Below are 19,724 nucleotides of genomic sequence, written 5' to 3'. Positions count from 1 at the left end.
CCACGGCAAAGCATTAAGCTTCCCGCGCGTTCGCAACCAACAACCATCTTCCTGATTTACTATTCGTACCGTTACTATCGGTTCCAATGGTGCGCGGCCGGGACGCCTCCCGCGACGCGCCAGAGGTGTGGGGAGGATTGCATGAGTGCCGTGGGTAATGAGCCGCTCGCGCGTCAGGCGCTGGCGTTCGTCCTGGCTGGTGGACGCGGCAGCCGGCTTTTGGAGCTGACCGATCGGCGCGCCAAGCCCGCGGTCTATTTCGGGGGCAAGTCCCGCATCATCGATTTCGCGCTGTCGAACGCGGTGAATTCCGGCATCCGCCGCATCGCGGTCGCCACCCAGTACAAGGCGCACAGCCTGATCCGCCATCTCCAGATGGGCTGGAATTTCTTCCGCCCCGAGCGCAACGAGAGCTTCGACATCCTGCCCGCGAGCCAGCGCGTCTCCGAGAACATGTGGTATGTCGGCACGGCGGATGCGATCTACCAGAACATCGACATCATCGAGTCGCACGCCTGCCGCTTCATCGTCGTGCTGGCCGGCGACCACATCTACAAGATGGATTACGAGGTGATGCTGCGCCAGCACGTCGAGAGCGGCGCCGACGTCACCGTCGGCTGCCTGGAGATGCCGCGCACCGAATCCTCGGGCTTCGGCATCATGCATATCGACGAGAACGGCTGGATCCAGCAATTCCTGGAGAAGCCGAAAGATCCCCCGCCGATGCCGGGCAAGCCGGACGTCTCGCTCGCCAGCATGGGCATCTATGTCTTCAACGCGAAGTTCCTGTTCGACGAGCTCAAGCGCGACGCCGAAGACCCGAACTCGAACCATGATTTCGGCAAGGACATCATCCCCTATATCGTCAAGAACGGCCGCGCCATCGCGCACCAGTTCTCGACGTCATGCGTCCGCTCCGGCAGCGACGAGCGCGCCTATTGGCGCGACGTCGGCACGGTCGACGCCTATTGGGCCGCCAACATCGACCTCACCGACGTGGTGCCTGAGCTCGACCTGTTCGACCGCGCCTGGCCGATCTGGTCCTACGCGGAGATCACCCCGCCGGCGAAATTCGTCCATGACGAGGAGAGCCGGCGCGGCCAGGCGGTGAGCTCGCTGGTCTCCGGCGGCTGCATCATCTCCGGCGCCTCGCTGCGCCGCTCGCTGCTGTTCACCGGCGTGCGCATCAACTCCTATGCCAATGTCGAGAACGCCGTGATCATGCCCTACGTCAATGTCGGGCGCGGCGCGCGCTTAAAGAACGTCGTGATCGACCGCGGCGTCGAGATCCCCGAGGGCCTCGTCGTCGGCGAGGATCCCGAGATCGATGCCAAGCGCTTCCGCACCACCGAGCAGGGCATCTCGCTGATCACCCAGCCGATGATCGACAGGCTCAATACATGACGCCTGTTCGCGTCCTCGCGGTCGCCTCTGAAGTTTACCCCATCGTCAAGACCGGCGGCCTCGCGGATGTCGCCGGGGCGCTGCCGCTTGCGCTGAAGGCGCATGGCGTGGAGATGCGCACCCTGATGCCGGGCTATCCCGACGTGATGCGGCTGATGTCCGACGCAGAGGAAGTCCGGCGCTGGCCGGATTATTTCGGGGGGCCGGGCCGGCTGCTCGCCGGCTCCCGTGACGGGCTCGACCTGTTCGTGCTCGACGCGCCGCATCTCTACACGCGGCCGGGCAATCCTTACGTCACCGCCGAGGGCGTCGACTGGCCAGACAACGGCGTGCGCTTTGCGGCGCTGTCGCGCGTGGCGGCCGATATCGGTCACGGCCTCGTTCCGGCGTTCGCGCCTGACGTCGTGCACGCCCATGACTGGCAGGCGGGGCTCGCACCGGCCTATCTGCACTATGACAATCGCCCGCGGCCCGGCACCGTGATGACGATCCACAACATGGCCTATCAGGGCAAGTTCGCGCGTGAGCTGATCGGCGCGATCGGCCTGCCCTGGGAGTCCTCGTTCGACGTCAACGGCCTCGAATATTTCGGCGGCATCAGCTTCCTGAAGGCCGGCCTGCAATTCGCTGACCGCATCACCACGGTATCGCCGACCTATGCCCAGGAGATCCAGAGCGACGAAGGCGGCATGGGGCTCGGCGGACTGTTGCGCGCACGCGCGGGCGCATTGAGCGGCATCCTCAACGGCATCGACACCGAGGTGTGGAATCCGCAAACCGACGCGCACATCGCCTATCGCTTCGGCGCGGAGGACCTGACGTTCCGGGCTGCGAACAAGGCGGTGCTGCAGCAGCAGTTCAATCTCGATTCCTCGGACGAAGCACCGCTGCTCGGCGTCATCAGCCGGCTGTCCTGGCAGAAGGGGCTCGATCTCCTGCTCGAGGCGATTCCGACCATTTTGCGCGAAGGCATGCAGCTCGCGCTGCTCGGCAGCGGCGACCGCGATCTCCAGGACCGCTACCAGGCCGCCGCCCGCGCCAATCCCGGCCGGATCGGCGTCGTGATCGGCTATGACGAGATTTTGGCACATCTGATCCAGGCCGGCTCGGACGCGCTTCTGGTGCCGTCGCGCTTCGAGCCATGCGGCCTGACCCAGCTTTGCGCGCTGCGCTATGGCGCGGTGCCGATCGTGTCGCGCGTCGGCGGCCTCGAGGATACCATCGTCGATATCGGCGAGGCCGACGCATCGGGGCGCGATGCGACCGGCTTCAAGTTCAGCCCGGTGACGGCGGATGCCTTCGCCGGCACGCTGCGCAAGGCCAACACCGCCTTCCACGACAAGCTGACCTGGCGGCGGCTGCAACGAAGCGGCCTTGCGACCGACGTCTCCTGGCGCAACCGCGCCGGCGACTATGCCGCGCTGTATCGCGATCTCATGGCGGCCCGCGCTTGAGGCATGACGTCGAATCCATGCTATAGAGCGCGCATGGACCCGCTATTGATCAAGCTGATCGGCTTTGCCGCCGCAACCTGCACCACCGTGGCCTACGCACCGCAAGCCATCAAGGTGTGGAAGACCCGCTCCACCGGCGACATCTCGCTCGGCATGTTCCTGGTGATGGTGCTGGGCCTGGCGCTCTGGCTGATCTACGGCCTGCTCTCGGGCGATGGCCCGCTGATCGCCTCGAACGCCGTCACCATGCTGCTCGCCGGCGGCATTCTGGTGATGAAGCTGAGATACGGGTGAGAATGTCCCTCTTCCTTCTCCCCTTGTGGGAGAAGGTGGCGCGAAGCGCCGGATGAGGGGTTGCATCCGAGCGCTCAGATGGATCGATAGGCGCGCTGAGAGAAACCCCTCACCCGTCTCGCCGCTTCGCGGCGATCCACCCTCTCCCACAAGGAGAGAGGGTTAAGGCGCAATGCCGCCACACAACTCATCCAAACATATACGACGCCATCGCGACGCTCGCGACCTCGTCGACGAAGACCCGCTTGCCCACATCCTTGCCGGCTGCCCCGGCCGCCACCATCAGCGGCAGCAGATGGTCCTCGCGCGGATGCGCAAGGCGTGCGCTCGGCGCGTTCTCCCAGTCGACCAGCATCGCATTGCGGCGCGCCGCATCGGGGTTGCTGATCGCCTCGTTCAGATAGGCCTCGAAATCATACGAGACCGGCTTCGATTCCGGCCGGTTGAAGCCGCGCATGTTGTGATAGGTGAGCCCGCTGCCGACGATCAGGATGCCCTCGTCGCGCAGCGATGCGATCGCCTCCCCGACCTTGATGTGCTCGGCCGCATCGTAGCTCGACTTCAGCGACAAGAGCACGATCGGCATGTCGGCGTTCGGATACATCAGGCCGAGCGGGACGAAGGTGCCGTGGTCAAAACCCTGATTGGGATCTTCGCGGCAATCGACGCCCACGTGCTTGAGCAGCGCCCTCACTTCCGCGGCAAGCTCCGGCCTGCCCGGCGCAGGATATTTGAGGTGATAGGTATGCTCGGGGAAACCGTAATAGTCGTAGACCATCGGCGGATGCGCCGAGGTCGACACGGTGAAGGCGTCGGCCTCCCAATGCCCGGTGATGACGAGCACGGCCTTCGGTCGTTCGGGCAGGAGCTGCGGCAGACGGCCGAACTCCTCGGCCGTCTTCGCATATTGCACCCGCCGGTCCTCCATGAAGGGCCAGGGGCCGCCGCCATGCGAAAGGAACAGGGTCGGAAATCGCGTCATGGGTAAAGGCTCGGCTCTAGGACAACATACGCGCGTGATGGTCCCACGCGACCGGCGGCGAGCATAGGCAAACCCGTATGGTTAGCAAGTCGTTAACGATTTGCCTTCCAAAATCCCCGCCGTGGCCGAAGGAGTCGGCCAGAAGACGAGGACGTGAGATGAGGAAGTTTTCGCTGGGGGACGTCGTCAACAGTGACAAGGGCCGCCGCGGCGTCGTTCGCGCCGCCTTCAAGTCGCGGGAAGGCCAGCAGTTCTATGCCGTCGAGAAGGACGGCGCGATGGACTATCTCGAGGAAGACCGGCTGAGCCCGGCGCCGCGCGTCGAGCTCGCGGCTTAAGTCCAACTCATTTCTTGCTCTCATCTGCAAGCCGGTCGAGGCGCTCTGCGAAGGGGTCGTCTCCGCTCGCGATGCGGTCGTTCGCGATCAGCAGCAGGCGATCGCGGTCTGCCGCGTCCCAATGCGGCAGGTCCGGGCCGTTGGGATCGCCGCTCTTTGCAAAATTGATCCAGTAGGCGCGCACGCGGCTTGCGACCTCGCGGTCGCGCCGCGACAGGATGCCGGCCCCGGGCACGCCCTCCGCACCGAAGATGAACTGCAATTCCCGCCCGTGACCGCCCTCGGGATTGGCGCGTCGGGCCTCCGGCACATAGGCGAAGCGATAGCGGTAGGTTGGCGCGCCGGTCGCAGCATGCAGGCGCGCGAGCAGCCGCACCGGTTCGGAGAAGACCTTGTCGGTGTAGACTTGGGCTGCAAGGTCCGAGGGTCTCGCGAGGTCGGGATAGAGCTTGAGCAATTGTTCGGGTGTCGCGCCTGACGATGCGAGTGCCTCCGCGACCTCCGGCTCGCTGTCGAATCCCGTCTCGTCATCGTTGGCGCCGATGACCAGCGGAATCCGGTTCTCATGTCCGGCCGCAAAGCCTGCGGCAATGTCTTCCGTCACGAGCCCCCCGTCGATCACCGGCGCGAAGCCGTGCGGAGATTTTTCCAGCAGCTTCCTTTCGGCCGCAAGCAGCCGCGCCGTCGCAATTCCGCGCGGGTCGGTGCCATCCGGCCCGAGCGTCGCGACGAATTGCAGGCCCGAGGCTTCCGCCTCCTGCCGCGAACGCAAGCGCACGCGGCCGGGCAGCGATTGCAGAATGGCTTTCTGAAACAGCTCTCGCGCCTCGCTGCACAGCATCAACAACGCGATCGATGTCGCACCCGCACCACTGCCGAACAAAGTGACGTTGCCGGGATCGCCGCCGAACGCCGCGATGTTGTCGTGCACCCAGCGCAACGCCGCGACCTGGTCCATCAGGCCGTAATTTCCGGAGCCGCCTTCCGACAGCACGGGATGGCTGAGCCAGCCGAGCGCGCCGAGACGATAATTCACGGTGACCACGATGAGGCCGGCCTGCGCGAGCCTGGCGCCATCGAACAGCGGATCGTTCGCGGTGCCGCCGACAAAAGCGCCGCCATGAATGAACACCATCACCGGCAATGGCCCGTCGACGCCGAAGGGACGAAACACGTTGAGTGTGAGGCAATCTTCGCGCGCGCTTCGCAGCGATGACTGCAGGCACGGCGCACCGTACTCATAGGCCGTGCGCATCTCCGAACTTTCAGGCGTGACCTGCGGCGGACGCCAGCGCAACGGCCCGACCGGCGGGGCCGCATAAGCCAGTCCCTTGAAGAAGGCCACCTCGCCTTCGACGCCGCCGAGCATCTGGCCTTCGCGCGTCAGCGCGAACGGAAACTGTCCGACCGGCTGGGCCACGGCCGGGCCGGCAAGGCAAAGACATGCGGAAGCCGTAACGAGCGCAAGCAGGGACCGCATCTTCGGGATCTCGATGCGCGGAAGGTCTCCTGCAAAGTTATGTCGGCGAGCGCCAAGGAGGCAAGCCTTGCGGCTCGCAGCTAACCGCCCTTCGCAATGATCTCCGCCAGTGCCCGTCGCGCGATGATGCCGAGTTCGCCGAGCGTGGAGTGTCCCGCCTGCGCCGCCTCGATCAGGCGCTCGGCGATGAACTTGCGGCTGTCGTGATCGCCGCCGTGCGGCAGTTGGCGGCACGTCTCCTCCAGGACGACGTCCATGTTGGCTTTGGTCCGCTCACTCAACTCTGTCATGACGCCCGGCCGGCACGCGTGGCTTGTAATCGCAAGCATACACAGAGGGATCAGGCATGATTAGCCCGGACAATCACGGCCATTGTGCATCGCGATGCGTGCAATGGAGCAACGTTCGCGCCGTCACGATGACATTGAAAACAACTACCGAGGATTGCACTTGTTCTGATGACAAGCCGGGCCTGCAGGATTAGCCTGCCGGCAAAACAAAACGCACGGGAGGAAATGCCATGCCGGACGCAATGGTTGCTGCGCGTGAGTCCAAAGCGGCGAATGGAACAACCCAGCAAGTCGACGTCGCCGTGGTCGGCGCCGGATTTGCCGGCCTCTATCTTCTCCATCGCCTGCGCAAGGCCGGATTCATGACCGTTGCCCTCGAAGAGGCCGGCGATGTCGGCGGAACCTGGTACTGGAACCGCTATCCCGGCGCGCGCTGCGATATCCAGACCATCGACTACAGCTACACCTTCGATCCCGAACTCGAGGCGGCCTGGACCTGGTCGGAGAAATACGCGACCCAGCCCGAGATCCTGCGCTATCTCGGCTTCGTCGCCGACCGCTATGATCTCCGCGGTGACATCCGCTTCAAGACCAAGGTGACCGAAGCCAGATGGGACGAAGCCACTGAGCGCTGGCAGCTCACCACCGACAACGGCGCGCCCGTCTCCTGCCGCCATTACATCATGGCCACCGGCTGTCTCTCCGCGCCGAAGCCGCCGGAGATCGACGGCGTCAAGGATTTCAAGGGCGAGGTCTATTTCACCGGGCGCTGGCCGCATGACGGGGTCGATCTCGCGGGCAAGCGCGTCGCGGTGATCGGCACGGGCTCGTCGGCCATCCAGTCGATCCCGCTGATCGCCGAGCAGGCCGCGCATCTGACCGTGTTCCAGCGCACGCCGAATTTCGCGCTGCCGGCGCACAACGGTCCCGCTCCCTCCGACCGCATGAGCCTGCTGCAAGGCGATCGCGCGATCTATCGCGAGCAGGCGCGGCAGTCGATGGCCGGCGTGCCCTATCCGCAGCAGACGGTCGTGAGCTGGCAATTGAGCGATGCCGAACGTCGCGAGCGGTTCGAACGTGCCTGGGCAGCGGGCGACCTCGTCCACATCCTGACGCAGCTCTGGGCCGACCAGGCCGTCGATGTCGACGGCAACAAGATCGTCCAGGACCTGATCCGCGAGAAGATCCGCGCAGCTGTCAAGGACCCCGAGACGGCTGCGGCACTCACACCGCATGACCATCCCTTTGGCGCCAAGCGTCCCTGTCTCGACACCAACTATTACGCCACCTACAACCGGCCGAACGTCACGCTGGTCAATCTGCGCCAGGAGCCGATCAAGGCGATCACCGCGAGCGGCATCTTCACGAACGGCCGCAGCTTCGACGTCGACGTCATCGTGTTCGCGACCGGCTTCGACGCCATGACCGGCGCGATCCGCGCCGTGCATCCGATCACGGGGCGCGGCGGCAGGTCGCTCACCGATGTCTGGGCGCAGGGGCCGCAGACTTATCTCGGGCTCACGGTGGAAGGCTTCCCGAACTTCTTCATGATCACCGGCCCCGGCAGCCCGTCGGTGCTGTCGAACATGGCGGTGTCGATCGAGCAGCATGTCGACTGGGTCGTCGATCGCCTTGCCGCATTGCGCGATGCCGGCTTCACCACAATGGAGCCGACCGAGACAGCGCAGGCGGGCTGGGGCCAGCACATGGCCGACTGCTCGATGCTGACGCTGCACCGGCTTGCCAACACCTGGTACACGGGCGCCAACGTGCCCGGCAAGGTGCAGGGCCTGATGCCCTATACCGGCGGCGTCGGCCCCTATCGCAGCATCTGCAACGAGGTGGTCAGCCGCGGCATGCTCGGCTTCAAGCTCACCGGCCCCGATGGCGCCACGCAATGCAATGACGGCGAGGTGGTGCGGCTGCAGCCGGACGTGCGGCTGGTGCTGAACCTGCTGGCAACGCTCAACCTGCCGCCGATCGAGTCGATGGGCGCAGCAGGCGCGCGCGCCTTCGTCAACGAGTTCAACAAGGGCCGTCCCGCCGGACGGCCGATCGGCGAGATCGTCGACGGCACCCTGCCCGGTGCCGACGGTCCGCTGCCCTATCGCGTCTTCAAGCCAGCAACGCCTGGCCCGCATCCGGTCGTGGTCTATTTCCACGGCGGCGGCTGGGTGCTCGGCGACGAGCAATCGGACGAGCCGTTCTGCCGCGACATGGTGCGCAGGACCGGCATGATGTTCGTCAGCGTCGGCTATCGCCACGCGCCGGAGCATCGCTTCCCCGCTGCGGCCGAAGACGGTTATGCGGCAACGCGCTGGATCGCCGAGCATGCCACTGAGCTCGGCGGCAGACCGGGCCCGGTGCTGGTCGCCGGCTGGAGCGCGGGCGGCAACATCGCCGCCGTCACCTGCCAGCTCGCGCGTGACCGCGGCGGTCCTGACATCGCCGGCCAGCTTCTGATCTGCCCGGTCACCGACTGCAGCTTCGATCGCCCCTCCTACAACGACAATGCGACCGGCTATTTCCTGACGCGCTCGCTGATGGACTGGTTCTGGGACCTCTACTGCTCGCCGGCGGATCGCACCGATCCGCGGGTCTCGCCGCTGCGCGGCAAGGTCGCGGGCCTGCCGCCGGCCTTCGTCGTCACCTGCGAGTTCGATCCGTTGCGTGACGAAGGCATCGCCTATGCCGAGGCGATGCAGGCTGCCGGTGTCCCGGTCGAGCAACTCAAGGCGCGCGGCCATTTCCACTCGTCCTTCACGATGGTGGACGTGGTGATCACAGGCGCGCCGGGCCGGGTGCAGATGGCCGAAGCCCTGCGGCGCTTCGCCGGGCTTCCGCCGGAGGTCAATCGCGGCGATGAGAACAGCCATGGTCACACCAGCCCAGGGCATAAAATCGCGGCGGCTGCGAGTTGAGCTGCAACGGATCGGCAGGCTACGGCTGGTGCTCCGGCAACAACAGCGAAGCCGCGATGAGGCCGCCTGCCGATCCAGACGCGGCAAGAAGCCAGGGCCACACGTAGCCGGTGGCCATTCCTTGGTCCGGCAGCGTTGCGCCGAGCGCCGCGATGCCCAGCGCAAATCCGGCCTGACGCATGACCACGGTGACCGCCGAGGCCATGCCTGTCTGTGCCGGAGGCACCAACGCGACGACGGCGCCAGATAACTGCGGATGTGCAAGCACTGCGCCAAGGCCGATCAGCAGCATGCCGATCGCCGCCGCAGCAAGAATGACGTCCATGTTCGGGAGCCAACCGCTCGCCGCCAGCACCAGAACGAGATTGCCTGCCAGCAGCACCAGCATCGCCGTCGCGAACAGCCCGCGCCAGCCCCAGCGTTTCGCCAGGCGGGCACCATAAGGCGGCAGCACGAGCATCGGCAATGTCGCGGAGAGCAACGCGACGCCAACCGACGAGCCTGTCCAGCCGAACGCTGCACTCAGGAACGGCGGCAGGTAGACGAGGACAGCCCAGTATCCGATGGATACGGCGACCAGCACCAACGAAATGCCGGCCATGACCGGCCGGCCAAACACGGCCGGGTCGAAAATCGGCGCGGGCCGGCGCCGCTGCTGGATCCCGAAAATGACGAACAGGCACACACTTCCTCCGAGACCAACCGCAATCCAGGCCGGTGCCGCACGTCCCATCAGCAGGCTCTCGATCGCAATACCAAGAGCGAGCGTGAGAAGAACGACGCCGCTCCAATCCAGCGGAGGGCCGGCGGGATCGCGCGACTCTGCGACCAACCTTGGAACGGCGAGAATGATAAGCAAGCAAAACGGGATGTTGGCCAGGAAGATCCAGCGCCACCCGATCCAACTCGACACCAGCCCGCCGAGCGTCGGCCCCAGCGCCATGGCAACGCCCGAGATCACACCCATGATCGCAAATGCGCGGGCGCGCTCGTCAGGCCGGGCATAGGTGCTCGCGAGCAGCGCAATGCCGCCGGTCACGACGAACGCCGCACCAAGGCCCTGGACCGCGCGGGCCGCCCATAGCTCCGGACCTCCCGTCGCAACACCGCAAGCGATCGAGCCGGCCAGGAACACGATGTTGCCGCCAAGTAGGGCTCGTCGTCGTCCATACCTGTCGGCCAGCGCGCCTGCGGCGAGCAGTCCGCCGGTGAAAGCCAGGCTATAGGCGTCCATGACCCATGCGTAGGCGGCAGCGCCAAAGCCGAGTTCAGCCGCCATGGCCGGCATCGCGACTACAACCCCCGTCACGTCGAATTGCGTCAAAAAAGCCGCCATGCCGAGCGCCGAGGCTGGCAACAGGTCGCGCCAACGGCGCTGCGGCTGCTTATGGAGGTCGAATTCGGCCATCGTTTTCCCATCGTGAAGGCGTCAGTCCGATATGCACGCGCGCGGACGCTCCGCGCCAATGCGACGTGTTCACATCGCCATGAAAATAATTCATAGTGATGCAATGCGCTCATTTCCTCCATTCGATGGCCTGATTGCATTCGAGGCTGCGCTGCGACATGCGAGTGTCACCCGTGCCTCGGTAGAGCTCGGGCTCACGCAGAGCGCGGTCAGCCATCGCCTCCGCAAGCTCGAGGATTTCGTCGGCATGCCCCTGCTCGTTCGGCAGCCGGGCGGCTTGAGCGCCACGCCCGCCGGTATAGCCCTGTCGAACGAGTTGGCGGGTTTGCTCGACAGGATGGGCGATTTCCGCGCGCTGTGCCGCGCCGCCGCGCCGCCTCCGGCCTTGAAAGTGGGCGTCGGCGCAGCGCTCGCGGATTACTGGCTCGTGCGCCGCTTGCCCGAGTTTGCGGAAGCCTGTCCCGGCGTACCGGTCGAATTGATCATTATCCAGGGCGATGGACACGCGAGGTCGGCCGATCTCGACGTGAAGGTGCTGTGGCAGCCGGCGGCCGGCTTGAGGCCAACGTCTACGCAGCGCCTGCTATTCCGCGAGCAAGTGTATCCTGTCTGCCACCCGCGCCTGCTGCCGGGTCGGAAGCCACTGACCGACCTGACGCGACTGAGATCATTGCCGCTCCTGCACAAGGGCCGAGCCGGCGAAGACAGCGGAGCCGAGTGGTCATGGACGACCTGGTTCGAACGATTGGGCCTCGGCCGTCCGCCGCCTGCGGAGATACGGTTTGCGACAATAGCCACCGCCATAGCCGCGGCCCTCGCGGGCAACGGGATCGTGCTCGCGCGCTCGCTGCTGGTCCAGGATGCGCTCAGGGACGGCAGGCTGCTGCGCGTGCTTCCGCCGTCGTGGGACTTGCCATCAAGCAAGGCCCAAATTGTCCGCTGGGCCCCGGCCATGGCAAATGACGCCCGGGTGAAGGCGTTCGTCAATTGGATATTGCAGATTCCGAAGATTCCCCGCGATTGAGCGCCAAGCCCAGCGACCGAGGATTTGCGACGGAGCAGCCGGGAACCTCTTCCCGGCTGCTGCGTTAGGTAGCCGTGGCATTGAGATGCAGCGATAGGTGTAGGCCCCGGCGCGCAAGTCCGCGCGCTGGGGTTCTTTTTGCGTGAGGCGGGACGATGGGGGCCGTTGTTGCGGAGTCAAAAGTCGATTTCGGCGCGCTTGCGGCGCTGCATAAATGGCCGTCACTCGGCAATCAGCGCCGCCCGGACCGCGAGCCCTACCAGGTGAGCGAAGGGACGCTCGACGAATGCATCTCGGCCTTCATGCGGAAGCCGGCGGCGACCCGACATCTCTATGAGATCCGCACCGCGCCGCAGCTACCGCTGGTTACCGCCGTTCTCTCCCCCGAACACGTCATCGAGCTATCACGCTGGCGGGAATTTCTCTGACGGCCTTCACAAGCACGTGCGCAGGAACCTTCTTCCGGTTTTTCCCGTTGTCGGAGATCGGAAGTCAAATCGTGAGCGCCCCACATGCTTGAAGCTGGCGTTGCATCTCCCGTCGTGCCCTATGGCGCGGACCAAACCCTCTTCGTCGTCGTCGACCGTCTCGACATAGCGACCGAAATCCGCATCGAGCGCAGCGATCTCGAAGCCACCATCGGCGAGTTCGTCGCCGGCTGCTTCAACGATCCCGTCAAGGTGATCTCGTTCAACACGCTCGAACACTGGATGAAGGACATCTCGACCGACGTCGCCGGCGCGATAAAGGCACGCTGCGACATCTATGGCATAGAGCTGCCCGACTATCTCAGCGACTTCGTCGAGAGCCATAGCTGAGGGCGCATCGCGCCTCAAACACTGCACATCGCGCCCAACAAAAAAGCGCCGCGTCCGCGGCGCTTTTCGTGTGGCAACATCAATGGTGCCAGAACAATGCCAGCAGCAGAATGATCGGCAGCGGCACGCCAAGCAACCAAAGCAAAGCACCTCGTCCAAAACCCATGATGTCCTCCTCCTCTCTCACTGCGCAGATGACGCAGGAGACGAGCGGAAGTTCCGCGCTTCGCAGGAAGCACGAATGCGCTCACGGCATGGGTTGGGGGAGTTATGCGCGCCGATACTTGCCGGCGATGACCTCGATCTCGCGGCGGCGTTCGCCGGCGAAGGTCAGGAGCTTTTCGATCGTCAGCGTATCCGTGATCCTCTTGGCGAGCCGCTCGGCACGCGCGGCCTGATCTTCGAGATACTGGATCGTGTTCAAGCGTCCGCCTCCCCAAAAGCCCGAATTGTTTGGGCAGCCATGGTGCTTGAGAAGCGCCTAACAGCCGGTTAAGCGCGGCGCCTCACCTCGACGAAACGCGTCTCATCGCACGACGTCGAGGCGGACATTGGCGAGGCCCTTGTCGACCATGCCGAGCGCTTCGGCGGCGGACGGCGAGATGTCGACCACGCGCCCGCGAACGAAGGGGCCGCGATCGTTGACCCTGACGGTGACGAAGCGGCCGGAGGACACGTCAGTGACGCGCAGCCTGGTGCCGAACGGCAGGCTCCGATGCGCCGCGGTCAGTTCGTTCTTGTCGAACTTCTCGCCGCTCGCGGTCTCGGTGTCGGAGTAGAAGCTGGCGAGGCCATGCGATGCGGTTCGCCTTGCCTCACCGTCGGGGACACGCGCCCGGCTGATCGGCCGCGGATGCAATGCCGCCACCCGGTGCGGCCGCTCGACTGTGGCCTGCCGGCTCGTTCCGGCGAGATCGGCTTTCTGGCGGCCGACCGGCGACTGCGCGCAGGCGGCGAGCGATGCGGCACCCAGGATCGCGAGCAACAATCGGCTCGAGGTTGCCAGCGACATTCGGGCAGTTTCGGCACGTGCAATGCGAGACATGATGCGCCCTCCGAACAACCCCAAGTTTCGGTGGGCAATCGGGGCAGAACCTTGTCGGAACAAAAGCGGCCTTGCGGCCGCCGCCGTTTCGCGCCGGCTGTGACGATTCCATCACAGTGTCCTGAATCGGGACAGATCAGCGGACTATCTGCCCGATACGATGCGCAAGATGGTCGATCGCGCGTCCGGTCCGGCCTCATCGGCACCGGCGTCCCGCTTCAGCAGCCGCATCAGTTCGCGCCGATAGAGCCGCCGCCAGCCGGTTTTCAGGCTGGCGAGAAAGTCGAGCTCCAATTGTGTCAGTGTGCACATGAACCCGATCCGGTTTGCTGGGGGCGCGCCGTCAGCCGACGAGGCCTCCCATCGGTTTGACGTCGACGCTGCCTGGGAAGACCGTCTCGGCGAGGATCTTCTCCTCGACGCGCAGATGATCCCTGAGCAGGCCTTTCAGCACGGCGCGCAGATCCGTGGTCGGCTTGAGATCGCGGTCCTCGAACAGTTGTGCGGACTTCAGGCCCGGCCAGTCCGCGATCACGCGGCCGCCGGCGAGCCCGCCGCCGATGAGGAAGGCGACCGTGCCCGTGCCGTGATCGGTACCTTGCGTGCCATTGATGCGCGCGGTGCGGCCGAACTCGGTGACGACGGCGACCACCGTCTCGTGCCAGATCTCGCCCATGTTGCTTTCGATCGCGGCGAACGCGCCGTCGAGCGCGCCGAGCAGATTGTAGAGCTGGCCGGACGAGGCGCCTTCGGCAATGTGCGTGTCCCAGCCGACGAAACCCATCGCGCCAACGCGCGGGCCGTCGGGCTTGGCGAGATAGCGCGCGGCGGTGCCGGCCGCTTCGGCGAAATAGGCGCGCACGCGCGCGATGCCGGGCGGCGCCAGCGTCGGATCGTCCGACATCGGATCGCCCGTGCCCATCGCACCGTCGAGCGAAGCGAGCTTCATGCGCGCCTGCAGCACGCTCGCGAGCTTCGGATCGGTGTGCTGGTAGAGATCGAGCAGGCGGTTCTGTGTGTCCTGGCTCGCCGGCAGGAGCTTCTGCGGCACCCATGTCATGACCGGCGCAGAGCCGCGCACCACCAGCGGCGTCACCGAGCCGATGCCGAGCGCGCGGCTGCCGCGCGGATCGACCCGGCCGCCGGACTCCATCGCGAGCAGTGCGCGGTTGAGCCATCCCGAAGCGGTCGCACCGGGCCTGGTGAAGCCGCTCTCCAGCACGTCCTGGCCGTCGAAATGCGAGCGCTCGCGATAGGGCGTGGCCGTGGCGTGGACGATCGCGGCCTTGCCGCTCTTGTAGAGCCGATGCAGGTTCGGCATCGCCGGATTGAGCGCGAAGAAGGAATCGAGCGGCAGCGCCGGCGGCTTGCCGTCGAGCAGCAGCGCGCGATCGCCGCGCAAGGAGACCCAGTCGGGATCGCCGACCGGCGCGACCGCGCCGAGGCCGTCGAGCGCGCCGCGCAGGATGACGACGAGCAGGCGCGGATCGCGCCCTTCCGCGCGCGCGATCCGCGGCATCTGGCTCCATGCGAACAGCGCGCCCGAGCCGGCCAGAAGTTCGCGCCGCGTGGGCAGATGACGATCAAGGCCCATGCTCACCTCCTCTGAAAATCCGCCGACATGAACAGGAGCGCCAGCGCCTGCTGCCGGCTCTCGGCACGGCCGACCGCCTGCTTCACCTCGGGTGCGATCTCGGACGCGAACACGTCCTCGATGATGATTTGCGGATCAGCCATGCCGGTGATGCGCTCAGCGAAGTTGTTGGCAATGTCGAGCCGCCGGCCGACACCGTCGATCCAGCTCGCCTCGTCGTCCGGATAACCCTTGGGCGCGGACGGACGCCACAGGGCCTCGCCGAGCAGCTCCTGGCCGCCGGTGAAGCGGACGGGATCGACGGTCGTGATGCCGGTCGCACGCACCATGCCGACGACCCATTCGCCGGGCCGCTTGAGTTTTGACGGCGGTCCGCGCCATGCGTCGTCCGACGACACCATCGCGATCGCGACCTGCTTGAGGTCGCCCTCGGTGTCGCGAAAGGTCTTCGCCATCTGCTCGACCAGCGCCGGTGGCGGCTCGTCGGCCACGAAGTGCCGCGCCAGCTTGGTCGCGACATGGGTCGCAGTGGCCGGATGCGCGGCGAGGTCGCGCAGCACGGCGCGTCCCTGCTCGGCGTCCTCCTGCTCGTAGCGCCTGCCGAGCACGGTCTGCCCGCCGGGCTCGTGCAGCCGCGGATTGAAGGTGAACTCGCCGCCGTGCTGGGGATCGGCGCCCGGCGGCACCAGCGTCCAGCCGGTCATGACATTGGCGAAGCTGATGACGTCGTCCTGGGTGTAGCCGGTGCGCACACCGAGCGTGTGCAGCTCCATGATCTCGCGCGCGATGTTCTCGTTGAGACCGCGGCTGCGGTTGATGCCCGCGATCGAGTTCGCGCCCATCGATTCCAGATTGTCCAGATAAAACAGCATCGCCGGATGGCCTTCGACGGCCAGCAGGAGATCGACGAAGCGGCCGAGCGCGTTGGCGCGAACCGCCTCGCGCTCATAGGCGCCGGACATGCTCTGGATCTTGTTGGCCGAGATGCAGAAATGGTTCGACCAGAACCACACCAGCCGCTCGGCGAAGCCGATCTCGGCGGCAAGCGCGGCTTCCGTGCGCAGCTTGGCTTCCTGCAGATACATCGGGCGCCCGGGATCGGGAACGGCTTCCGCGGCCTGCTTGGCCGCCATCTCGGCGGCGTCCTTGTCCTGGGTTTGACCTTGGCCTTGACCCTGCGCCTGGTCTTCCGACATGGCCGGCGCGGCCGCCATCTGCTGCTTCTTCGCCTGCTGCTGCGCCTGCTTGACCCGCGCCGTCCGCCGCGCATTGGCATCGGCAACGGTGCGGTAGGCCTTGGCGCTGGTGGGAAGCCCGGCCGCGGCGGTCAGCGTAAGCGGCCGGTCGAGCTCGGCGATCAGCGCGCCGCGCGGGTCGCTACCGACAGAGGCGATCGATCCCGGCCGCGGCCCCATGCCGAAGCGATGCAGCGCCAGCACGGCCTCGGCCTTTGCGGAATTGCTCATGGCGAACGCCCAATTCTCCCGAGCCTGCCGACATCGCGCCGTGCGAGGCTACGAACCGTAATGCTACACACCGTAACACTTGAGGTGCACCCGGGCAAGCGGAGATTGCGGCACCGACGTTCGGCTATCGCGAGCCGCCCATCTGATGCGACGGATGGGCGGCCGCAATTCTCCTAGAAGTTCGGCCCGAGCGCGATCTTGGTGATCGTGCCGTTCCTGACGCCGATGCGCCATTCCGCCGAGCCGTTGGCGAACTGGGCGATGTAGATGTCGCTGTCGAGCGCAGTGACGCCGCGGAACGACACCGCGCGCAGCGCGCCGAGCCGCGCCAAGATGGCCTGGTCGAACGGAAGCTGCTGGCGCGTGATGTCGGCGACCTCCGGCGTCATGTGCTCGTAGTCTGGCTGTCCCCTGCCGACGCCCTCGATGTAACGGCGCAGCATCTCCTCGCCATTGGCGATCGGAACGGCGCGGCGCGCGGCGCGCCCCGGCTTTGCGCCGAGGTTTGAAGCTTCGACATTGTGAAAGCGCGTCTGTCGGCCCGGCATCAAGACCTCGAGGCACCGCCCCGACTTGTCGGCGATCACCCAGGCATTGTTCACGGTGGTCGTGGCAGCCCAGCTCATGTTGGATCTGACCACGCTCTGGCTCCTGCGATTGCCGTCGGCATCGAGATTGAAGACACGGATGTCGTCGCCGAGTTCGTTGTAGACCATGATCCGGATCGGCGAGGTGCCGGCGCGGCCGCGCACATTGGCCTCTTCCGAGCAAGGCAGGATGCCGCCGAGCTCGTCATTGCCGTCGGCCCGGAAGATGACGTCGCCGGCCTTGCCGTCGGGCTCGAGCAGCAGGCGGAATTCAGCCGTGCCGTTCTCGAACTTGGCGCCATAGATATCGTAGCCGCCGGGGCCGACGCCGCGGAAGAAGATCGACTCGAGGGCGCCGAGCGCCACGAACGTCGCCTGCGTCTCATTGAGCTGACGGTGGACCTTGGCCGCCAGCGGCGCGCTCATCCGATCGTAGTTCGGCGTGCCCCGGCGCAGATCCTCGATCCCGCGCAGGATCATCTCCTTGCCGCCGGCGACGGGGACCTGTTCGCGGAAGCGATCCGGCACTTCCGCGACCCGGCGCGCGAAGTCGGCCTCGATCGCCTGCGCCGCGGCCGCATCGATCCGCGGCGCGAGGCGAGCGCCGAACACCGCATTCTGGACCAGCACGCGCGAGACCCTGGCCTGCTCGTCGCGCAGGAAGATCAGGAGGTTGTCGCCATGGATCGAGAAGACGTCGGCGCCTTCCGCGAGCAGTGCCGCCCGGCCCTGCACGGTTTCCTGCACCTGAAGCCGATCGCCGTCGCGGCGCACGGCGAGAACGCGGTTCGGCGCAACCTTGTACCAGCCGACATATTGATCGAGTGGCGCCGGCCCCGTCGCCGGCGTCGGCACCTCGGCGAGGCGGACCGCGCGGATGTCGCGGCCGTTCATGCGCAGCACCAGCTCGGAGGAGCGGCGCTCCGCATCAGCTGAGAACGTGATCTCGCCGGACGAGGCCGCGTAGGACGCCGTGCCGTCACTGCCGACCGTCAGGCGCAGTTTGCGCTGCCCGGTGAGCTGGCCGTAGAGCTCGTCGCCCTCGCGGAAGATCGCGAACACCGAGGCCGGGCCCATGGCGTAAAAATTGACGAAGGGGCGATAATGCTCGGCCGGCACCTCGCCGCTGTCCGCAACGGTGGGCGCAGGATCTGGCGTGCGATAGGCGATCATGCCGGTCGAGACGATCAACGCCGGCACGATCGCGGCCGCGATCCAAAGCCGCTTGCGCCAGCCGACCGCGACCGGCAACGCGGCGGCTGCGATGATGCGTTCGACGCGGGCGCGCACGGTCGAGGCCCGCGCCATCGCGAGTTCGACGGGGCGCGTTTTCACGTTGCTGGCAAAATCGAGCAGGATCTCCGCATAGGACAGGCGGTCGTCGATCACCTCGATCGCCTGCGCGTCGCTGATGATCTCGGCGAGTTCGGCGAGATGCGCGAGTTGCCACCAGGAGAACGGGCTGAACCAGAACACCGCACGATTGAGCGAGGCCAGCAGGAGAATGTAGAAATCCCGGTTGGCGACATGCGCGCTTTCATGGGCGAGCACCGCGAGGCGCTTCTTGGCATCCCAGCCTGCAAATTGCGGCGGCACCAGAATGGTCGAGCCGAAGGTAACGGGACCGCCGACGTCGCGGCTGACGCGGATGTCGGCATCGATCAACTGCGCACCCTTCACCGGCTTCGCCGCGCGCGCCAGGCGCCAGGTCAGGCCGAGGCCGACGGCGAGCCGCAGCAGCAACAGGCCGGCGACGCCGGCATAGACGATCGTCGCCACCAGCCACCAGTCGATCGGAACGCCACCTCGCGCCGGCGGCGCGACGACTGCGCCCGGCGTGATCGGCAGCGCCGGCTGCGGTGTCTCCAGCATCACGATATCGGCCGGCCACAATTCGCCCGGCACCGGCACGGACGGGGGTAGCCGGTCGATGGTGAGCGTCGCCCAATGCATCACGAACGGCATCGCGAGCGAAGCCATGAGCACGACGACCCACGCCGTCATGTGGACGTGCGGATTGCGCACGCGAAACAAAGTGAGACCGAACCAGACGACGCCTCCCAGCACAAAGGAGCGCAGCGCCGCCTCCGCCAGAGTTGCGATCATTCTTTCTTCACTCCCCTCGCCTTCTTCGCCTTGGCCACCTGGTCGGCCAGCGTGCGCAATTGCTGCTGGTCGAGCATCTTGTTGTCCACCATGCCGACGAGGACCTCCTCGATCGAGCCGTTGCAGAACCAGTCGACGATGCGCTGCACCGCCTTGGCCGCAACCCGCGAGCGCTCCTCGGCTGCGTGATAGACGTAGGTGCGGCCGTCCACCGTGTGGTTGGCGTAGCCCTTCTCTTCGAGCCGGCGCAGCACCGTGCGCACTGTGGATTCCTTCAGGCGCCGCGACAACCGCTCCCGCACGATTTCGGCCGTGACGGGACCATGAGCCCAAACCAATTGCATGACCTCACGCTCGAGGTCGCCGAGTTCAGGCAAACGATCGTCCATGGCATCTGACCTTGCGGATTGAGTTTCTTGTAACGCTACAGACTGTCGCATATACGGCCGCGCGGCACAACGGCGATTCCACCTGAAATGGTATCGCCGTGCTGACCTACCTGTGGCGGTGTGG

Annotated in this window: 19 protein-coding genes; 8 read left to right on the top strand and 11 right to left on the bottom strand. The window is 66.0% G+C overall.

Going from position 1 to position 19,724, the window contains the following annotated elements:
* Positions 1-141 precede the first annotated feature (141 nt).
* The 3 genes from glgC to QA649_RS14850 are packed head-to-tail and all read left to right on the top strand — an operon-like array spanning position 142 to position 3,152.
* On the top strand, positions 142-1,404 hold the full coding sequence (gene glgC / locus QA649_RS14860) for a glucose-1-phosphate adenylyltransferase (RefSeq protein ID WP_283024837.1): 1,263 nt from the start codon (positions 142-144) through the stop codon (positions 1,402-1,404).
* Positions 1,401-2,858 (top strand): glycogen synthase GlgA, encoded by a 1,458-nt coding sequence (glgA, locus tag QA649_RS14855; protein WP_283024836.1) that lies wholly within the window; start codon positions 1,401-1,403, stop codon positions 2,856-2,858. The genes glgC and glgA overlap by 4 nt, the downstream gene beginning before the upstream one ends.
* Before the next feature lie 33 nt (positions 2,859-2,891).
* Positions 2,892-3,152, top strand: a complete 261-nt coding sequence (locus tag QA649_RS14850; protein WP_018640800.1) for a SemiSWEET transporter — start codon at positions 2,892-2,894, stop codon at positions 3,150-3,152.
* Positions 3,153-3,339: 187 nt separating this feature from the next.
* On the opposite strand, the gene QA649_RS14845 is transcribed toward QA649_RS14850, so the two are convergent.
* The gene (locus QA649_RS14845) at positions 3,340-4,134 is read right to left on the bottom strand and encodes a class III extradiol ring-cleavage dioxygenase (RefSeq protein WP_283024835.1); all 795 of its coding nucleotides are present in this window, start codon (positions 4,132-4,134) and stop codon (positions 3,340-3,342) included.
* A 158-nt stretch (positions 4,135-4,292) separates the two neighbouring features.
* Here QA649_RS14845 and QA649_RS14840 point away from each other — a divergent pair, with 158 nt between their 5' ends.
* Positions 4,293-4,472, top strand: a complete 180-nt coding sequence (locus tag QA649_RS14840; protein ID WP_018640802.1) for a hypothetical protein — start codon at positions 4,293-4,295, stop codon at positions 4,470-4,472.
* A gap of 7 nt (positions 4,473-4,479) precedes the next feature.
* Here the strand turns inward: QA649_RS14840 and QA649_RS14835 are convergent, their stop codons facing one another.
* The gene (locus QA649_RS14835) at positions 4,480-5,952 is read right to left on the bottom strand and encodes a carboxylesterase family protein (protein ID WP_283024834.1); all 1,473 of its coding nucleotides are present in this window, start codon (positions 5,950-5,952) and stop codon (positions 4,480-4,482) included.
* Between the two features lie 80 nt (positions 5,953-6,032).
* Complete coding sequence (locus QA649_RS14830) at positions 6,033-6,281, bottom strand: hypothetical protein (protein ID WP_283024833.1); 249 nt, start codon at positions 6,279-6,281, stop codon at positions 6,033-6,035.
* 191 nt (positions 6,282-6,472) lie between these two features.
* Between QA649_RS14830 and QA649_RS14825 the strand changes: the two genes are divergently transcribed.
* A complete protein-coding gene (locus tag QA649_RS14825) occupies positions 6,473-9,163 on the top strand; it encodes an alpha/beta hydrolase fold domain-containing protein (protein ID WP_283024832.1) in 2,691 nt (896 codons plus the stop codon).
* 19 nt (positions 9,164-9,182) lie between these two features.
* On the opposite strand, the gene QA649_RS14820 is transcribed toward QA649_RS14825, so the two are convergent.
* Complete coding sequence (locus tag QA649_RS14820; RefSeq protein ID WP_283024831.1) at positions 9,183-10,571, bottom strand: MFS transporter; 1,389 nt, start codon at positions 10,569-10,571, stop codon at positions 9,183-9,185.
* Between the two features lie 58 nt (positions 10,572-10,629).
* On the opposite strand from QA649_RS14820, the gene QA649_RS14815 reads away from it, so the two are divergent.
* The 3 genes from QA649_RS14815 to QA649_RS14805 all read left to right on the top strand — a co-directional run bounded on the left by QA649_RS14815 (position 10,630) and on the right by QA649_RS14805 (position 12,413).
* Complete coding sequence (locus QA649_RS14815; RefSeq protein WP_283024830.1) at positions 10,630-11,595, top strand: LysR substrate-binding domain-containing protein; 966 nt, start codon at positions 10,630-10,632, stop codon at positions 11,593-11,595.
* Positions 11,596-11,750: 155 nt separating this feature from the next.
* Positions 11,751-12,023 carry a hypothetical protein gene (locus tag QA649_RS14810; protein ID WP_283024829.1) on the top strand — a complete coding sequence of 91 codons (273 nt, stop codon included), beginning with the start codon at positions 11,751-11,753 and terminating at the stop codon, positions 12,021-12,023.
* An 84-nt stretch (positions 12,024-12,107) separates the two neighbouring features.
* Positions 12,108-12,413: a hypothetical protein gene (locus tag QA649_RS14805; protein ID WP_018640807.1), complete on the top strand. Its 306-nt coding sequence runs from the start codon at positions 12,108-12,110 to the stop codon at positions 12,411-12,413.
* Between the two features lie 268 nt (positions 12,414-12,681).
* On the opposite strand, the gene QA649_RS14800 is transcribed toward QA649_RS14805, so the two are convergent.
* From QA649_RS14800 to QA649_RS14770, 7 genes are all read right to left on the bottom strand, one after another.
* Positions 12,682-12,837, bottom strand: a complete 156-nt coding sequence (locus QA649_RS14800) for a hypothetical protein (RefSeq protein WP_014493103.1) — start codon at positions 12,835-12,837, stop codon at positions 12,682-12,684.
* A gap of 102 nt (positions 12,838-12,939) precedes the next feature.
* Entirely contained in the window at positions 12,940-13,458 is a 519-nt protein-coding gene (locus QA649_RS14795) for a septal ring lytic transglycosylase RlpA family protein (RefSeq protein ID WP_283024828.1), read from the bottom strand.
* A gap of 144 nt (positions 13,459-13,602) precedes the next feature.
* Positions 13,603-13,770: a hypothetical protein gene (locus QA649_RS14790; protein ID WP_283024827.1), complete on the bottom strand. Its 168-nt coding sequence runs from the start codon at positions 13,768-13,770 to the stop codon at positions 13,603-13,605.
* Positions 13,771-13,801: 31 nt separating this feature from the next.
* Positions 13,802-15,052 (bottom strand): DUF1501 domain-containing protein, encoded by a 1,251-nt coding sequence (locus QA649_RS14785; RefSeq protein WP_283024826.1) that lies wholly within the window; start codon positions 15,050-15,052, stop codon positions 13,802-13,804.
* Between the two features lie 2 nt (positions 15,053-15,054).
* Positions 15,055-16,518, bottom strand: coding sequence for a DUF1800 domain-containing protein (locus tag QA649_RS14780; protein ID WP_283024825.1), 1,464 nt, complete (start codon positions 16,516-16,518; stop codon positions 15,055-15,057).
* A 173-nt stretch (positions 16,519-16,691) separates the two neighbouring features.
* Positions 16,692-19,211, bottom strand: a complete 2,520-nt coding sequence (locus QA649_RS14775) for a M56 family metallopeptidase (RefSeq protein WP_283024824.1) — start codon at positions 19,209-19,211, stop codon at positions 16,692-16,694.
* A complete protein-coding gene (locus QA649_RS14770; RefSeq protein WP_260389095.1) occupies positions 19,208-19,600 on the bottom strand; it encodes a BlaI/MecI/CopY family transcriptional regulator in 393 nt (130 codons plus the stop codon). The genes QA649_RS14775 and QA649_RS14770 overlap by 4 nt, the downstream gene beginning before the upstream one ends.
* Between the last annotated feature and the right edge of the window lie 124 nt (positions 19,601-19,724).

It is taken from the genome of Bradyrhizobium sp. CB1717, assembly GCF_029714325.1.
In the GTDB taxonomy this organism is placed as follows: domain Bacteria; phylum Pseudomonadota; class Alphaproteobacteria; order Rhizobiales; family Xanthobacteraceae; genus Bradyrhizobium.
The sequence above is the reverse complement of the archived record's forward strand: the minus strand, read 5'-3'. Positions and strand labels throughout refer to the sequence as shown.

What these genes read in the sequence shown, in the direction of transcription:
- QA649_RS14805 (WP_018640807.1), top strand. Translation starts at nt 12,108, where the DNA reads ATGCTTGAAGCTGGCGTTGCATCTCCCGTCGTGCCCTATGGCGCGGAC.
- QA649_RS14785 (WP_283024826.1), bottom strand. Translation starts at nt 15,052, where the DNA reads ATGGGCCTTGATCGTCATCTGCCCACGCGGCGCGAACTTCTGGCCGGC.
- QA649_RS14840 (WP_018640802.1), top strand. Translation starts at nt 4,293, where the DNA reads ATGAGGAAGTTTTCGCTGGGGGACGTCGTCAACAGTGACAAGGGCCGC.
- QA649_RS14850 (WP_018640800.1), top strand. Translation starts at nt 2,892, where the DNA reads ATGGACCCGCTATTGATCAAGCTGATCGGCTTTGCCGCCGCAACCTGC.
- QA649_RS14775 (WP_283024824.1), bottom strand. Translation starts at nt 19,211, where the DNA reads ATGATCGCAACTCTGGCGGAGGCGGCGCTGCGCTCCTTTGTGCTGGGA.
- QA649_RS14820 (WP_283024831.1), bottom strand. Translation starts at nt 10,571, where the DNA reads ATGGCCGAATTCGACCTCCATAAGCAGCCGCAGCGCCGTTGGCGCGAC.
- QA649_RS14795 (WP_283024828.1), bottom strand. Translation starts at nt 13,458, where the DNA reads ATGTCTCGCATTGCACGTGCCGAAACTGCCCGAATGTCGCTGGCAACC.
- glgC (WP_283024837.1), top strand. Translation starts at nt 142, where the DNA reads ATGAGTGCCGTGGGTAATGAGCCGCTCGCGCGTCAGGCGCTGGCGTTC.
- QA649_RS14815 (WP_283024830.1), top strand. Translation starts at nt 10,630, where the DNA reads ATGCGACGTGTTCACATCGCCATGAAAATAATTCATAGTGATGCAATG.
- QA649_RS14845 (WP_283024835.1), bottom strand. Translation starts at nt 4,134, where the DNA reads ATGACGCGATTTCCGACCCTGTTCCTTTCGCATGGCGGCGGCCCCTGG.
- QA649_RS14825 (WP_283024832.1), top strand. Translation starts at nt 6,473, where the DNA reads ATGCCGGACGCAATGGTTGCTGCGCGTGAGTCCAAAGCGGCGAATGGA.
- glgA (WP_283024836.1), top strand. Translation starts at nt 1,401, where the DNA reads ATGACGCCTGTTCGCGTCCTCGCGGTCGCCTCTGAAGTTTACCCCATC.
- QA649_RS14790 (WP_283024827.1), bottom strand. Translation starts at nt 13,770, where the DNA reads ATGTGCACACTGACACAATTGGAGCTCGACTTTCTCGCCAGCCTGAAA.
- QA649_RS14780 (WP_283024825.1), bottom strand. Translation starts at nt 16,518, where the DNA reads ATGAGCAATTCCGCAAAGGCCGAGGCCGTGCTGGCGCTGCATCGCTTC.
- QA649_RS14830 (WP_283024833.1), bottom strand. Translation starts at nt 6,281, where the DNA reads ATGCTTGCGATTACAAGCCACGCGTGCCGGCCGGGCGTCATGACAGAG.
- QA649_RS14835 (WP_283024834.1), bottom strand. Translation starts at nt 5,952, where the DNA reads ATGCGGTCCCTGCTTGCGCTCGTTACGGCTTCCGCATGTCTTTGCCTT.
- QA649_RS14810 (WP_283024829.1), top strand. Translation starts at nt 11,751, where the DNA reads ATGGGGGCCGTTGTTGCGGAGTCAAAAGTCGATTTCGGCGCGCTTGCG.
- QA649_RS14770 (WP_260389095.1), bottom strand. Translation starts at nt 19,600, where the DNA reads ATGGACGATCGTTTGCCTGAACTCGGCGACCTCGAGCGTGAGGTCATG.